This is a genomic window from Pseudomonas sp. NY15181 (genome assembly GCF_048068055.1).
Taxonomy (GTDB): domain Bacteria; phylum Pseudomonadota; class Gammaproteobacteria; order Pseudomonadales; family Pseudomonadaceae; genus Pseudomonas.
This window is the reverse complement of sequence record NZ_JBLUPT010000010.1, coordinates 183,045-197,477: the sequence shown is the minus strand read 5'-3', so window position 1 is coordinate 197,477 and position 14,433 is coordinate 183,045. Positions and strand designations below refer to the sequence as shown.

The 14,433-nt window shown below is 64.9% G+C and carries 13 protein-coding genes and 2 pseudogenes; 13 read left to right on the top strand and 2 right to left on the bottom strand.

Annotated features, from left to right (window positions below):
• Window positions 1-462, bottom strand: coding sequence for a MaoC family dehydratase (locus tag ACNFBT_RS22005; protein WP_416752857.1), 462 nt, complete (start codon window positions 460-462; stop codon window positions 1-3).
• Between the two features lie 259 nt (window positions 463-721).
• On the opposite strand from ACNFBT_RS22005, the pseudogene ACNFBT_RS22000 reads away from it, so the two are divergent.
• The 13 genes and pseudogenes from ACNFBT_RS22000 to ACNFBT_RS21940 form a co-directional block, all read left to right on the top strand.
• Window positions 722-936 (top strand): annotated as a pseudogene (locus ACNFBT_RS22000) (helix-turn-helix domain-containing protein); the annotation flags it as partial.
• A gap of 49 nt (window positions 937-985) precedes the next feature.
• A pseudogene (locus tag ACNFBT_RS21995) lies at window positions 986-1,261 on the top strand (DUF2000 family protein); the annotation flags it as partial.
• Window positions 1,262-1,313: 52 nt separating this feature from the next.
• Entirely contained in the window at window positions 1,314-1,394 is an 81-nt protein-coding gene (locus ACNFBT_RS21990; protein ID WP_416752932.1) for a DUF2000 family protein, read from the top strand.
• A gap of 15 nt (window positions 1,395-1,409) precedes the next feature.
• Window positions 1,410-2,033 carry a LysE family translocator gene (locus ACNFBT_RS21985; protein ID WP_416752856.1) on the top strand — a complete coding sequence of 208 codons (624 nt, stop codon included), beginning with the start codon at window positions 1,410-1,412 and terminating at the stop codon, window positions 2,031-2,033.
• A gap of 300 nt (window positions 2,034-2,333) precedes the next feature.
• The gene (locus ACNFBT_RS21980; RefSeq protein WP_416752855.1) at window positions 2,334-3,611 is read left to right on the top strand and encodes a cystathionine gamma-synthase family protein; all 1,278 of its coding nucleotides are present in this window, start codon (window positions 2,334-2,336) and stop codon (window positions 3,609-3,611) included.
• Window positions 3,612-3,755: 144 nt separating this feature from the next.
• Window positions 3,756-5,195, top strand: coding sequence for an amino acid permease (locus ACNFBT_RS21975; protein ID WP_416752854.1), 1,440 nt, complete (start codon window positions 3,756-3,758; stop codon window positions 5,193-5,195).
• 47 nt (window positions 5,196-5,242) lie between these two features.
• A complete protein-coding gene (locus tag ACNFBT_RS21970) occupies window positions 5,243-6,133 on the top strand; it encodes a LysR substrate-binding domain-containing protein (RefSeq protein ID WP_416752853.1) in 891 nt (296 codons plus the stop codon).
• A gap of 19 nt (window positions 6,134-6,152) precedes the next feature.
• Entirely contained in the window at window positions 6,153-7,538 is a 1,386-nt protein-coding gene (locus ACNFBT_RS21965) for a threonine synthase (protein WP_416752852.1), read from the top strand.
• Window positions 7,535-7,972 carry an Lrp/AsnC family transcriptional regulator gene (locus ACNFBT_RS21960; RefSeq protein WP_416752851.1) on the top strand — a complete coding sequence of 146 codons (438 nt, stop codon included), beginning with the start codon at window positions 7,535-7,537 and terminating at the stop codon, window positions 7,970-7,972. The genes ACNFBT_RS21965 and ACNFBT_RS21960 overlap by 4 nt, the downstream gene beginning before the upstream one ends.
• A gap of 221 nt (window positions 7,973-8,193) precedes the next feature.
• A complete protein-coding gene (locus ACNFBT_RS21955; protein ID WP_416752850.1) occupies window positions 8,194-9,237 on the top strand; it encodes a homoserine dehydrogenase in 1,044 nt (347 codons plus the stop codon).
• A 13-nt stretch (window positions 9,238-9,250) separates the two neighbouring features.
• A complete protein-coding gene (locus ACNFBT_RS21950; RefSeq protein WP_416752849.1) occupies window positions 9,251-10,669 on the top strand; it encodes an aldehyde dehydrogenase family protein in 1,419 nt (472 codons plus the stop codon).
• Between the two features lie 105 nt (window positions 10,670-10,774).
• A complete protein-coding gene (locus ACNFBT_RS21945) occupies window positions 10,775-11,131 on the top strand; it encodes a RidA family protein (protein WP_416752848.1) in 357 nt (118 codons plus the stop codon).
• Window positions 11,132-11,295: 164 nt separating this feature from the next.
• A complete protein-coding gene (locus ACNFBT_RS21940; RefSeq protein WP_416752847.1) occupies window positions 11,296-12,675 on the top strand; it encodes a purine-cytosine permease family protein in 1,380 nt (459 codons plus the stop codon).
• A gap of 192 nt (window positions 12,676-12,867) precedes the next feature.
• On the opposite strand, the gene ACNFBT_RS21935 is transcribed toward ACNFBT_RS21940, so the two are convergent.
• Window positions 12,868-14,190 (bottom strand): CapA family protein, encoded by a 1,323-nt coding sequence (locus tag ACNFBT_RS21935; RefSeq protein WP_416752846.1) that lies wholly within the window; start codon window positions 14,188-14,190, stop codon window positions 12,868-12,870.
• Window positions 14,191-14,433 lie beyond the last annotated feature (243 nt).

The following is a 14,433-nucleotide window of genomic DNA, read 5'->3' as shown; positions in this document are numbered from 1 at the left end:
TCAGCCTCCCTTTCTGAAGCACAGCACCTTGGTGACCAGACGCTGCAAGACTTGGCCATGCTGATTCGTGGTGAGGCACTCGAAGACGATCATTCCCCGGTCGGGCTTGGAGCGGGACGGGTTGATCTCGAGGATTCTGCTGGTGACCTGAAGCACATCGCCGGGACGGGTGGGCTGCGGCCAGGAAACTTCCGCGCCGGCGCCGATCACGCCTTTGGCAAGGGGCAGGCTCTTCACCAGCAGGCGCATGGTGATGGCGGTGGTGTGCCATCCGCTCGCGGCAAGCCCCTGGAAGAAAGTGTCCTGCGCCGCATCGGCATCCAGGTGGAAGGGCTGCGGGTCGAACTGCGAGGCGAACTGGATGATCTGTTCGGCATCCAGTGGGTGAGTGTCGCTGGTGAACACATCCCCCACCGCAAGGTCGTCGAGGTAGAGGCGCGTTGTACCCATTGCTGCTTCCATCTTGGTGTCCTTCTGCTCAGTGACGTTAATCATCTCGGCTAGAATAAATAGATTATGGCTATTATCTTTCGGGGTGCAGCCTTGCCGACGAGTGACACCCGCACGTTCTCTGTTGCGCCGCAACCGAACGCTGGTCCTTGCCATGACGATTGAACTGAACGACACCGCCAGCTCTGACTGGATTCGAGTTCGCGGCGACCAGGGCACCGGCATCGAGAGCCTGCATGCGCATTTCCGGGGGCATGCCTATGATGCGTCCGCTCTCCAGGCAGCCTTCGGCCAGTCGCCCCACGCCTACCTCATGAGACTCCTCTTGCGCACCGCACGAGCACTCCTTGCCGGCGGAATGACGCCGTCGAAGGTGGCGGTGGAAGCGGGCTTTCCGACCAGAGCCATCTGGGCGCCTGGTTCCGTCGCGCCTACCGGCTGACGCCGGCAGCCTATCAGCGGCAGTGCACGAACCTTACAGACTGAGCCGCCGCCATCTCCAATCGTTGCACTTCAGTTTTGCTTGGAGATCCCGATGTTCGACACCAAAGTAGCCTTCATCGTCCGCGACGACTTGCCAACCTGGCAGCGATTGAATGTGGTCGCCTTCCTTGCCACCGGCGTTGCAACGGCGGCCCCGGAAATCATGGGGGAGCCCTTTGTCGATACGGCCGGCCACCCCTACGGCAAACTTTCCGGGCAACCGATGCTGATCTTCGAGGCCGACCTAGCCGGTCTGCAGAAGGCCCGCCGCACCGGTCTTGCGCGCGAGCTGACGGTGCTGCCCTACGTCTTCGCAATGTTCTCCACCTATCACGGCGAAGCCAATCGCGAGGCATTCTGCGCTGAAAGATCCCGAGAACATGAATCTGGTGGGCCTGGCCTTGTGCGGCCCGAAGAAGGCAGTGGACAAGGCGATCAAGGGCCTTGCCCTGCACAAGTGAGCGCAGGGATCATTGATGAGTAGTGCAACACTGCTGGCCTTCTGGGCCTTTTCCCTGCTTTTCGTTTTCACTCCGGGGGCCGACTGGGCCTATGCGATTTCAGCGGGCATTCGCGGCAGGGGCGTCATGGCCGTTGTCGGTGGATTGCTGGCGGGGTACGTGGCGCTGCCCCTGATTGTGGCGGCGGGCTTCGGCATGCTGATCGCGGGGAACAAAGCGATCATGCTCGCCCTGACGGTCTTCGGTGCGCTTTACCTGATCTGGCAGGGTTTCAGCCTGCTGCGAAATCCGCCTGTGCCTCACGCCTCCGATACCGTCACCAGCGGAAGCGATAGAGCGCGGATGTTTCTGCGCGGCGCGCTGGTCAGCGGATTGAATCCCAAGGCCTTCCTGTTCTTCCTGGCATTCCTGCCGCCCTGGACGAGTGTCACGGAGGCCTGGAGCCTGTCCACCCAGATTGCCGTGTTGGGACTGCTGTATACCGCCAGTTGCGCCGTGGTCTATTCGATGGTCGGCATCGGTGCCGGCGTGGCGCTGGCGGTGCGCCACGCTGCCGCGTGCGTGGTGGGTCGATTTTCGGGCGTGATGATGCTCGGGCTTGCCGTGCTGCTGGTGTGCAAGGAGGCCGCCTTGTTGTAAGCGGCGATGGCCGGGAGCGGCGAATCCTTTTCCCGCCATTGTCCGCTTCCGGCTGTTCTCTGCCTCTCCCAGTGGCTGCTTCTGATCCGGTCTGCATGAAAAGGGCGAAGTGCGTGTACCGCTTCTGGCGGGCAAGGTCGTACAGGGTCTCTGCGACTCTGGAGGCTTGACCCGGAGCCATTAAAAAAAACGCCACTCAGACCCGGATTCCATCGTTTTTCAGATCCGGAGCGCGTCCCTATAGTCCCCGCAGACCGATCCAGGATCGGTGTAGTCAACTCAGTCGTGCGGGAACCGGATATGAACAAGAACGAAGATGTCGAGCGCAGCAGCGGTGCCGGAGTCGGTACCCGGGTGGTCTGGAGTGGAGAGCAGGTCCAGCACCCCTACAATGCGACCCAGACTCCGATCGTGGTGAGTGCCGCCTATGGCTACCAGGATATCGACGCCTGGTACGACGTCGCCCTGGGTAAACTGCCCGGCTATATCTACAGCCGCATGAGCAACCCGACCGTCGCCACGCTGGAAGCCAAACTCTGCGAGCTGGAGCAGTCGGAGTCGGCGGTGGCCTTCAGCAGCGGGATGGCCGCCATCAGCGCGGTACTGCATACCTTCCTGTCGAGCGGCAAGCGGGTGGTCTCGACCCGCGACAGCTACGGCGGCACCAACAAGATCTTCGAGGAGTTCCTGCCGCGCATGGGCGTGCAGGTGTGCCTGTGCGACACCCTGGATACCGAGGCCATCGAGCGCGAGATCGCCGCCGGCTGCGATCTGCTCTACCTGGAAACCCCCACCAATCCGACGCTCAAGGTGCTGGACATCCGCCGCCTGGTCGCGGCGGCGCGGAAGGTCGGCGCCCTGGTGGTGGCCGATAACACCTTCGCCACGCCGCTGAACCAGAACCCGCTGACCATGGGCGTCGATGTCGTGGTGCACAGCGCGACCAAGTTCCTCTCCGGGCATGGTGACGTACTGGGTGGCGTGGTCTGCGGCGCGGAGTCGCTGATGTCGCAGGTTCGCCATTACCGGGAAATCAACGGGGCGTCACTGGACCCGTTTTCCGCCTACCTGATCATCCGCGGCATCAAGACCCTGGCCGTCCGGCTGCGCCAGCAGCAGGCCAGTGCGCGGGCGTTGGCCGAATACCTGTGCACCGAGCCCCTGGTGGAGGCGGTCAATTATCCCGGTTTGCCCCAGCATCCGAGCCATGCGATAGCCCGGTCGCAGATGCGCGGTTTCGGCGCCATCGTCAGCTTCGTGCTCAAGGGCGGCATGGAGACCGTGGCTCGCCTGCTGCCGCGCCTGAAGTACGCCCACCGCGCCGGCAACCTGGGGGCCGTGGAAACCATCTACGGTCCGGCGCGCACCACCAGCCACGTCGAGAACACCCTGGAGGAGCGCCTGGCCCTGGGCATTTCCGAAGGGCTGGTGCGCATCTCCGTGGGCATCGAGGACACCGATGACCTGTTGGCGGACCTCGCACAGGCGTGCGCCGCGGTTCGCCAGGAGCTGGCCAGGGACGGCGACCCGGAGGGGCACGGCGACGTGGCCAGCCGGTCGATCGAGCTGCAGGTCTGAGACCTGCCGCGTGGCGCTCGCCGGTCGCGGCGGGTGCCACTTCATGAAGTCGAACAACAACAAGACGCAAGGCATCTCGATTCGCTGTGTCCAGACGAGGTCGTAGCAACGTCCTTGCCCGCCAACTTTCATGAGAGTCCAACTATGTCCGCGCAGACAACAACAAGCACAAATGCTTCGGCGCATTCCTTCAAGCAGGATATGCAGACCCGCCACATCGTCATGCTGGCGCTGGGCGGCGTCATCGGTACCGGCCTGTTCCTGACCTCGGGCTACACCGTCAACCAGGCCGGTCCGCTGGGTGCGGTGATCGCCTACATCATCGGCGCGGTCATGGTCTACCTGGTCATGATGTGCCTGGGCGAGCTGGCCGTGCAGATGCCGGAAGTCGGCTCCTTCAGCAGCTATGCGACCCGCTACCTGGGGCCGGGCACCGGCTACACGGTGGCGTGGATGTACTGGTTGACCTGGACGGTGGCCATCGGCTCGGAATTCACCGCCGCCGGCATGCTCATGGTGCGCTGGTTCCCGGACACGCCGGTGTGGATATGGAGTGCGCTGTTCGGAGCCGCCGTATTCATCAGCAACATCGTTTCAGTGCGGACCTTCGCCGAGACCGAATTCTGGCTGTCGCTGGTCAAGGTGCTCGCGGTGATCGCCTTCCTGATCGTCGGCGGTGGCGCCATTCTCGGGGTCTTCGAGATCAAGCAGGCGCACAGCATCGGGCTGGGCAACTTCACCCGCGAGGGGCTGTTCCCGACGGGCTTCTGGTCGATCGCCATGACCCTGCTGGCGGTGTCCTTCGCCTTCTCCGGCACCGAGTTGATCGGCATCGCCGCCGGCGAGACCCGCGATCCGGAGAAGAACGTGCCCAAGGCCATCCGCACCACGGTGCTGCGCCTGGCGCTGTTCTTCATCGGCACCATCTTCGTGCTGGCGACCCTGCTGCCGCGTGAGCAGGCCGGCGTGGTGGAGAGCCCGTTCGTGATGGTCTTCGAGATGATCGGCATTCCCTACGCCGCGGACATCATGAACTTCGTCATCATCACCGCGCTGCTGTCCGCCGCCAACTCCGGGCTGTATGCCGCCGCGCGCATGCTCTGGACGCTCAGCGACCAGGGCAACATGCCGCGCAGCTACGCGTCGCTGTCGCGTCGGGGCACGCCGTTCAACGCCATCGTCCTGAGCATGGTCGGTGGTATGGCGTCCCTGCTGAGCAGCGTCGTCGCGCCGGACACCATCTACCTCGCCCTGGTCTCCATTTCCGGGCTGGCCGTGGTGGTGGTGTGGATGAGCATTGCCGCCAGCCAGATCGCCTTCCGCCGCCATTACGTGGCCAACGGCGGCAAGGTGGAGGACCTGAAATTCCGCGTACGCGGCTATCCCTTCGTACCGCTGGCCGCGCTGTTCTGCTGCGTGCTGTCCTGCGTCGGCATCGCCTTCGACCCGGCCCAGCGGGTGGCCCTGTACTTCGGCTTGCCCTTCATCGCCTGGTGCTACTTCGTGTTCTGGCTGACCCGCAAGAGCCGGGAGCGTCGCCAGATGTCGCTGGAAGTCGTGGGGCGTGGTTCCGAGGCCGCCTGAGCAGCGCGATACTAGGCCGCTTGAACAGTTGCCATGAGGATCCGCCGTTGAGCCAGAAAGCCTTGCCCCCACTGAACTGGCTACGAGCCTTCGAGGTCTCGGCGCGTTACCTGAACTTCACCCACGCGGCGGAGGAGCTGCACCTCACGCAGGGGGCCGTGAGCCAGCAGATCCGCCAGCTGGAGAGCCAGCTCGGAGTGGCGTTGTTCAAGCGTCTGCCCCGGGGATTGGGGCTGACGGAGGAGGGCCAGTCCTACTTGCCGGTCGTGCAGGACGCCATCAGCCGGCTGGCGGTAGGCACCAACGAAATCTTCGGGCAGCGCCAGCGGCGGCCATTGAAGGTGCGGGGCAGTCTCTCGTTCCTGCACTTCTGGCTGGCGCCCCGGCTGGCGGAGTTCCGTCGTGCTCATCCGCAGGTCGATATCCGCTACATCAGCAACCTGTGGGTCAAGGAGATCGATGCCGAGGACGACCTGGAGATTCGCTGGGGCAGCGGGCAGTGGCCGGGTGTCGAGGCGCAGCGCCTGACCTGGGACCTGCTGGTCCCGGTCTGTTCGCCCGCGCTGATCGCCGACCGGCCTTTGCGCGAGGCGCGCGACCTGGCGCACCTGCCGCTGCTTCATGTGCTGGGCTACGAGGAGGGCTGGGGCTACTGGCTCAAGCGGGCCGGGGCCGATGATGTCGATTATTCGAGCGGCCTGCAGTTCGACACCCTGGTCTCCACCCTGCGCATGGCGGAGTTGGGGCTGGGCGTTGCCCTGGCGCGCTCGTCACTGGTCGAGGACCTCCTGCAGGAAGGGCGCCTGGTGGCGCCCTTTGCCCAGCGCATCGAGGCCAGCGAGTCGTTTTACCTGGTGCGCGGTTTGGGGCAGGCGCTGTCCCCGGACGCCCAGGCGTTTGCCAACTGGCTGGTGGCCATGGTGCACCGCCAAACATGAGTAGCAACCTGGAGTGACGATGCAGTACACAACCACCCGTGGCGCCGAGACAAGCGTGGACTTTCGCACGGCGCTCCTTTCCGGGCTCGCCGAGGACGGCGGGCTCTACGTGCCGTCGTCGCTGCCGCTGTTCAGTGCGCAGGAGATCGCCAGCTGGTCCTGGCTACCGTTCGATGAACTGGCCTGGCGGGTGATCGCTCCCTTCGTCGGCGACACGCTCGACGAGCCGAGCCTGAGGGCGCTGGTCAGCGACAGCTACCGGGGTTTCCGCCATCGCGCCATTGCGCCGCTGCAGCAGATCGGCCACAACGAGTGGGTCCTGCAGCTGTTCCACGGCCCGACCCGCTCCTCCAAGGACTTCGCCGCGCAATTGCAGGCCCGGCTGATCAGGCACTTCCTGGGGCGGGATTGCGAGCGCGCGGTACTGGTCGGCGCCAGCAATGGCGATACCGCCGTGGCGGCCATCGATGCGCTGGGGCACTGTCCCACGGCTCGCCTGCTGGCGCTCTATCCGCTGGCCGGGACGCCGGCGGATCGCTCGGAGGTGATGCGCCGCGCGGACTCCGACAGCGTGCGCAGCGTCGCCGTAGAGGGCAGCTTCGACGACTGCCAGTCACTGGTGTCCCGGCTGCTGCGTGAATGGCCCTGTCCCGAACTGATTCCGATCAGTTTCAACTCGACCAACTGGATCGGCGTGCTGGCGCAGATCGTCTTCTATTTCCATGCGGCCCTGCAGCTGGGCGGCGGCACCCGCCCGGTCGGCTTCAGCATTCCCGCGGCGAGCTTCGCCGAGATCTACGCAGGTTTCATCGCGCAGAAAATGGGCCTGCCGATCAACCAGATCATCGTCTCCACCAACCGCAACGACGCCCTGCACCGGTTCATCCATTGCAATCGCTACAGCCGGGGTTCCGCCAGCCGCACCCTGTCGCCCGCCATGGACTTCTCGCTGTTCTCCAACCTCGAACGCTTCGTCTGGGAGCTGTATGAGCGCGACGGTGAAGCGACGCGGACGCTGATGGAACACTTCGACGACTGTGGCGAGCTGAGCATCGGTAACCGCCAGTGGTTGCAGGCGCGCATGCTGTTCGACTCCTATGCCGTGGACGATGCGCTGATCCGCGACGAGATCGTCACACTGTTCCACGAGACCGGCAGCGCGGTGGACCCCCATACCGCCACGGGCGCCTACGCCGGGCGGCTGCACCGGCGCAACATCGGCGCGCCCATCGTGACCCTGGGGCAGTTCGCGCCGGAGAAGTCGGCGGCGCTGCTGGCGGAGCTGGGGGCCTGGCATGGAGCCGTACCGTCGCCGGCTGGCGGCGAGGCCGGCGGACCTGTGCTGGCGAGGGATGACCTGGCGGGGTTGCACGAGGTACTGATGCAGATGCGGGCCGGCCGATGAAGCGCATCCTCGATCCGCTGGACGAGCGCATCCTCGCCGAACTCACCGCCAACGCGCGCATCGCCCATGCGGAGCTGGGGCTCAAGGTCAACCTGTCGCGCAATGCGGTGCGCCAGCGCATCGAGCGCCTGGAGCGTGATGGCGCCATCCAGGGTTACACCCTGCGGGTGGGCGAGGGGCGGCGTCCCTCGTCGCTGATCAATGCGGTAATCTTCGTCTACCGCTACGACCGCATGCGCGGCGAGGAGGTGCTGGCCGCGCTGCGGACGATCCCGGAGATCGTGCAGTGCGAAGTGCTCAGTGGCGAGTTCGACCTGATGCTGCGCGTCGAGGCCGCCAGCCCGGAACGCGTGCACCACGTCTGGAAGGAGATCGCGGCGATGCCGGGTGTCGAGAACACGGTGACGTCGTTCGTGCTGTCGACCGTGATCTGAGCCGGCCAGCCCGGCCGCACCCCGCTGAAAAAGCCTGCAGGAAAACCAACGCCGCCCGGACCTTCGTCCGGGCGGCGTTTTTCATTCTGCGCGCGGATATCGCGCCTGTCCGGCACTGGTCAGATTGCCCATTAAATACAGCGTATTGCCATATTCAACTGGCATGGCACGGCTCTTAGGCTGATCGACATCGAACAACCGCCTGAGAAGGAAGGCAAACCATGACCGAATACAAGATCGCCCTCGTTGGCTTTGGCGGTGTGAACCGCGCCCTGGCCCAACTGATCGCCGAGCGTAACGCCCGTTGGCAGCAGGAGCTGGGTTTCAGCCTGAAGATCGTTGGCGTCACCGATCTCTTCCTGGGCTCGGTGATCGACCGCAATGGCCTGGATGCAGCCAGCCTCGCCGCACTGCCGGCCGTCAAGGGCGCCTTCGCGCAGATGCCGGAAGGCACTGCGGAAGCCTTCAACGAGTCCGTGATCAAGCAGTCCGGGGCCGACATCATCGCCGAAGCCACCTTCACCAATCCGAAGGACGGCGAGCCGGCGGCGACCTTCTGCCGCTGGGCCCTGGAGGCGGGCAAGCACGTGGTCACCACCAACAAGGGCCCGATAGCGCTGCACGGCGAGGAGCTCAAGCGCCTGGCCAAGGCCAACGGGGTGTCGTTCGAGTACGAAGGCTCGGTGATGAGCGGCACGCCGGTGCTGCGCCTGGCGCGGCAGACCCTGGCGGGTTCCGGCGTCCAGGGTTTCGAGGGCATCCTCAACGGCACCTCGAACTACGTCCTGACGCGCATGGAGGAAGGGCTCGGCTTCGCCGATGCGGTGGCCAAGGCGCAGGAGCTCGGCTATGCCGAGGCGGACCCGACTGCCGACGTGGAAGGGCATGACGTACGCCTGAAGGTTGTTATCCTCGCCAACGAGCTGCTCGGTGCGCACCTGCAGGTCAGCGATGTCGCCTGCAGCGGCATCAGCGGCATCAGCTCCGCCGATATCGAGAAGGTTCGCGAGTCGGGGGCACGCTGGAAGCTGATCGGCTCCGCCCGCCGTGAAGCCGATGGCGCGGTGAGTGCCAGTGTCGAAGCACGCTTGCTGCCGGCCTGGCACCCCCTGGCGGGCATCTCCGGCGCCACCAACGCCGTTGCCTTCGACACTGAACTGCTAGGCGCGGTAACCGTCTCCGGCCCGGGTGCCGGCCGCATCGAGACCGCCTTCGCCCTGCTGTCGGATATCGTCGCCCTCCACACGTCCGGCCGCCAGGCCTGAGGATCGAAACCCCATGAGCCTGACTTCCGTATCCCTGGTCTCCACTTCGGAGGCCACGCAGATCGACGTGTTCAGTCCCTTCGACGGCAGCCTGATCGGCAGCGTGCCGAACCTGGGCGCCCGTGACGTCCCCGGCCTGCTCGCACTCGCCCGGAAAGGCGTGCATGACAGCGCGGCACTGGCTCGCCACCGCCGTGCCGGCATCCTCGAACGCGCGGCCCAGCTCATCGAGAGGGATGCGGCGGATTTCGCCGGCCTGATCGTCGACGAGGCGGGCAAGACCCTGCGCCAGGCGGAGAAGGAGGTGAAGCGCTGCATCAACACGCTGAAGCTCTCCGCCGAGGAAGCCCGGCGTAACGCCGGCGAGGTGGTGCCCTTCGATGCCTACGAGGGCTCGGAGTCGCGCCAGGGCTGGTTCACCCGTGAACCTCTGGGGCTGATCCTGGCCATCACACCCTACAACGACCCACTGAACCTGGTGGCGCACAAGCTGGGGCCGGCCATTGCCGGCGGCAACGCGGTGATCCTCAAGCCGTCGGAGCTGGCGCCGTTGTCCGCGCTCAAGCTCGTGCAGTACCTCGTCGAGGCCGGTTTGCCCGAATCCGTAGTGACGGTGGCGACCGGTGGAGCCGACCTGGGCAAGGCGCTGGTCGCCGTGCGCGAGATCCGCATGATCTCCTTTACCGGCGGCTTCGCGACGGGTGAGCAGATTGCCCGTGGTGCCGGTCTGAAGAAGCTCGCCATGGACCTGGGCGGCAACGCCCCGGTGCTGGTGCTGGAAGATTGCGATCTTGCGGCCACCGTGGAGTCCTGCGTTTCCGGTGCCTTCTGGGCCGCCGGGCAGAACTGCATCGGGACCCAGCGGATCCTGGTCGATGCGTCGATCTATGCGGCATTCCGCGAGCGCTTCGTCGAACTGACCCGCGCGATGGTGCTGGGTGACCCGGGGCGGCGCGAGACCGACATGGGGCCGATGATCACCGAAGCCTCCGCTCGCCGGGCCGAGCATCTGGTGAACCTGGCGCTGGGCGAGGGTGCCCGCCTGCTCTGTGGCCACCAGCGCCAGGGGGCCGCTTATGCGCCCACGGTGCTGGAGGGCGTCGACCACGGTAGCCAGCTGTGGCGCGAGGAAGTCTTTGCGCCGGTGGTCATGCTGGCGCCGTTCGAGGATCTGGAGCAGGCGATTTCCCTTGCCAACGCACCGGAGTACAGCCTGCACGCAGGGCTCTTCACCCGTGATCTGTCGAAGGCGCTCAGCCTGGCGCGGCGCATTGAGGCCGGCGGGGTGATGGTCAACGACTCGTCGGACTATCGCTTCGACGCCATGCCCTTCGGCGGCTCCAAGTACGGCAGCCTGGGGCGCGAGGGCGTGCGCTTCGCCTACGAGGACATGACCCAGCCCAAGGTGGTGTGCATCAACCAGCTGGGTTGAAGTTTCGGGAGACGACCCTTCACGGCCGTCATTTTCACCGGGTGGGTCCGCTCGCCGCGCCACCCGGTGCTTTTTTCCGACCCCGGACCGAAGGAGGAATTGTCGATGATCACGCGTTACGCGATGGGCAACAGGATGTCCATGGCGGTCAGCTACGGGAGCGCGTTCGAAACGGCCGGAGTGGCGGCGGAGGATACGCGCGAGGATGTCCAGGGCCAGCTGCGGCAGGTACTGGCGACCATTGATGCACTGATGGCCGAGGCCGACGTCGGCAAGGACCGGCTGACCCGGGTGCAGATCTGGATAGCGGATTACCGCCACTTCGATCGGGTGAACGAGATTTACGATGCCTGGCTGCAGGGGCATCCGAAACCGGTTCGCGCCTGCGTCGGAGCGGACCTGGGAGAGGGGTACCTGGTTGAGGTGCAGGTGTTTGCGGTTCGTGGAGGGGAGAGTAGGTAGCGGCTGTTGGCGGCCGGTTGGCGCTCCAGCGATTCCCGGGGGCTGTTCAGGGGGAAACGAACCGCTGATCGCGTGAGTCGTTAGTAGCTACGAGGTGTTCGTGATCAGGCCGAAGAGCCCTCAATCACCCACTGATAATCGGGGGGATAAATCAGGAGGCGGTCGTGAAGCTTGAAAAGCGAAGTATCGAGTTTGTCCCTCACGCTGAGCGCTATGGCACACCCAGGCGGTTGTTCACTATCTGGTTCAGCTCCAATTTCCAAGTCACTGCCCTGGTGGTCGGCACCTTGGGTATCGCCTCTGGATTGAGCTTCGCCTGGACGCTGCTCGGCCTGCTGATCGGCAATCTCATCGGCACCATCTTCATGGCCGCACACTCCGCCCAGGGCCCTCATCTGGGCGTCCCGCAGATGATTCAGAGCCGCGCACAATTCGGTGTCTATGGCGCGGCGATTCCCTTGCTGGTGATGGTCACGGCGGCGGTCCTGTTCCTGGCCGCCAGTGGCGTCCTGATGCGCGATGCGTTGAAGGCGCTGGTGCCCATCAGCGATGACCAGGCCATCGTGGTGGTGGGGATTCTGACCTTCGTCATCGGTTTCGCAGGCTATGAGCTGATCCACCGTCTAGGGGCGTGGATGAGCCTGATGTCGACTCTGGTATTTGCCGGCGCGCTGGCTCTGATCCTGTTGCACCCCAGCGACGCGATATCGGCAACGGCAACAAGCGAGGGCTTTTCGCTGACGGCCTTCAACCTGGTCGTCGCGCAGGCGGCGTCCTGGACACTGGGTTACGGCCCCTACGTGGCGGATTACTCGCGCTACCTTCCGGCCAATGTCAGCACCCGCGCCACGTTCTGGACAACCTACTGTGGCTGCGCGCTGGGCTCTTTCGCCATGATGGCCCTGGGCGCCCTGGTGGCCGTTGCGATCCCCGCAGCGCTTGGGCATGACCCCGCAACCGCGATTGCCACGCTGTTCGGCCCCTGGGCTCCCTTGGCGTTGGGCGTGATTGCGCTCGGGGTGATCCAGTACAACGTGCTCTGCCTGTACAGCGCCTACATGTCTTCGGTGACGATCTTCGGAGCCTTTGGTGGGCTGCGACACGTCACGGCGTCTGCAAAAGCGTTGGTGATGGCAGTGCTGACCGTAGCCGCAACCCTGATCGCCATCGCCACCCAGTATCGTTTTGACACCTTCTTCGCAGACATTCTGATTGGACAGCTCTACCTGCTGATCCCCTGGAGTGCGATCAACCTGGCTGACTATTACTGGGTGTGTCACGGCCACTATGAGGTGGGCGAGCTGTACGATCCCAAAGGTCGGTACGGGCGCTTCAATCGACGAACGCTCGTGGTGTATGCCGTCTCGATCGTCGGCACGATCCCGTTCATGAAGCTTTCGTTCTACACCGGCTTTGTAGCGAACTGGCTAGGGGCGGACATCAGTTGGGCTGTGGGCCTGGTACTCGCAGGGGCACTGTACTGCATGGTGAACAGCCAGCCCTCGATCAGGCAACGTCAATTCCGATCTCCTGTTCCTGACTGACTGCGTGGCGACATGGGCTATACCGAGGTGATGAAGTCGCCTGCGGCTTGTCCATGCTCTGCTTCTGGCCGAAAGCAGGCTTAGGCTCGTCGTATGCCGCCCCTGCCTACTCAACGATGAGAATACGGCGGCGGCTATGCGGACGTGGGATGAGATAGCCGGATAGGCTCGTTCCCATCCGGCAAGTCCGTGTCAGACTTCAATGCGCGCAACGCTGCCGTCCAGCACTATATGCGTGCCATAGGGCTCGGACAGGGCTGCGAAACGCTGCAGAATTGCCTGCCCATGTTCACCGTCAGCCAGACGTGGGCGACCACGGCGGTGCACCGCCTCGCCCAGGCCCAGGCTCACCGGGTGCAGCTCGATCCCGACGAGGCGGCGCCCGTCGAACTGGCAGACCGGCACCAGGCTTTCCCAGAAGCGCGCATCGGAGGGAAAGCTGCGGGTGTCGTTCTGGGTGCGCTGCAGGAACACCTTTGACGGCGTCTGATTGCGGTCCACGCGGAACTGCTCGTAGCTGTCCGCCGGCAGGCGTTCCACCAGCTCGTTCTGGCCGATGAAGTTGCCCAGGCTGTAGAAGATCGGTTTGCCGTTGTAGATCTCCATGCCGCGCAGCAGATGCGGGCCGTGGCCGACGACGATGTCGACGCCGGCATCGATCATGCGCCGCGCCACCGGCTGGATGAATTCGGCGGCCACTTCCAGGTTCCATTCCCCGGTCGCATCGTGGCCCAGTTCATGGGCATGGATGCTCAGCACCACCACGTCGGACAGCGTTCGCGCTTCCTCGACCCAGCGCAGGATGTCGTCCATGTCCTTCTTGCGCGGCAGGGTGCGCAGGCGCGAGGACTCGCCCTGGCGGAACAGCAGCGGGGTAAAGGGGCCGAACACCGCCAGCGACGGGTCGGGGATCGGATGGGCGAAGCCCAGGTCGACCGCGCCCTGGTAGAGGCGGTCCAGGCCGAGGCTGGCGATGATACTGCGCATGGCCTCCATCTGTGCGCCCTCGAGCTGGTGCACGGTGTCGTAGCGCAGCGGATTCAGGCCGGGGCGGCCGGGCATGTCGCGGGTCTGTTCGCTGGCTTCCTGGCCCTTGCCGAAGGTGGAGGTGCAGGCCAGCAGCGAGACGGTGCCGGCGGGCTTGGTGCAGTACACCGGGCGGCGGGCTTCCTCGAGGTTGCGGCCGGTGCCGGCGTACAGCAGCTCGCGTTTGTCCAGCTGGGCGTGGGCAGCATCCAGGCCGGAGATGCCGTAGTCGAGGCTGTGGTTGTTGGCGGTGGAGAACAGGTCGAAGCCGCCGTCCACCAGTTCGTCGAGCACCCAGGACGGCGCGCCGAAGTGCGAGCCGCCGCTTTCCAGCACGGCGTCGCCCTGGAAGTCGTTGGGCAGCACTTCCAGGTTGGTGAAGCTGACGTCGGCGCCGCGCAGCAGGTCGAACAGTGGGCGCAGGGTTTCGTCTTCGCGGCTGTTCAGGCGGCGCTGCAGGATGCTGTCGCCGGTCAACGCAATCTTCATGGTCTACCTCATCGTCGGGAGTCGCTGATGGCGGCGGACTTTAGGGCAATGCGCGGCCTGGGTCGGCTGAATCCTGGGTATCGTAATAGCCGTCGGTTATCACCCATGGGCAGTACCCCGGTGGCGCTTCCATTCTGGCTATGGGCATCACTTTTTTTCAGAAGTCAGCGTTGTGACAGCGCTCATACCATGCGACCGCCTCCCGGCCCACGAGCCGCGGAGCAGGGGTGGCACGGCTTGCCG

What these genes read in the sequence shown, in the direction of transcription:
- ACNFBT_RS22005 (WP_416752857.1), bottom strand. Translation starts at nt 462, where the DNA reads ATGGAAGCAGCAATGGGTACAACGCGCCTCTACCTCGACGACCTTGCG.
- ACNFBT_RS21990 (WP_416752932.1), top strand. Translation starts at nt 1,314, where the DNA reads ATGAATCTGGTGGGCCTGGCCTTGTGCGGCCCGAAGAAGGCAGTGGAC.
- ACNFBT_RS21985 (WP_416752856.1), top strand. Translation starts at nt 1,410, where the DNA reads ATGAGTAGTGCAACACTGCTGGCCTTCTGGGCCTTTTCCCTGCTTTTC.
- ACNFBT_RS21980 (WP_416752855.1), top strand. Translation starts at nt 2,334, where the DNA reads ATGAACAAGAACGAAGATGTCGAGCGCAGCAGCGGTGCCGGAGTCGGT.
- ACNFBT_RS21975 (WP_416752854.1), top strand. Translation starts at nt 3,756, where the DNA reads ATGTCCGCGCAGACAACAACAAGCACAAATGCTTCGGCGCATTCCTTC.
- ACNFBT_RS21965 (WP_416752852.1), top strand. Translation starts at nt 6,153, where the DNA reads ATGCAGTACACAACCACCCGTGGCGCCGAGACAAGCGTGGACTTTCGC.
- ACNFBT_RS21960 (WP_416752851.1), top strand. Translation starts at nt 7,535, where the DNA reads ATGAAGCGCATCCTCGATCCGCTGGACGAGCGCATCCTCGCCGAACTC.
- ACNFBT_RS21955 (WP_416752850.1), top strand. Translation starts at nt 8,194, where the DNA reads ATGACCGAATACAAGATCGCCCTCGTTGGCTTTGGCGGTGTGAACCGC.
- ACNFBT_RS21950 (WP_416752849.1), top strand. Translation starts at nt 9,251, where the DNA reads ATGAGCCTGACTTCCGTATCCCTGGTCTCCACTTCGGAGGCCACGCAG.
- ACNFBT_RS21945 (WP_416752848.1), top strand. Translation starts at nt 10,775, where the DNA reads ATGATCACGCGTTACGCGATGGGCAACAGGATGTCCATGGCGGTCAGC.
- ACNFBT_RS21935 (WP_416752846.1), bottom strand. Translation starts at nt 14,190, where the DNA reads ATGAAGATTGCGTTGACCGGCGACAGCATCCTGCAGCGCCGCCTGAAC.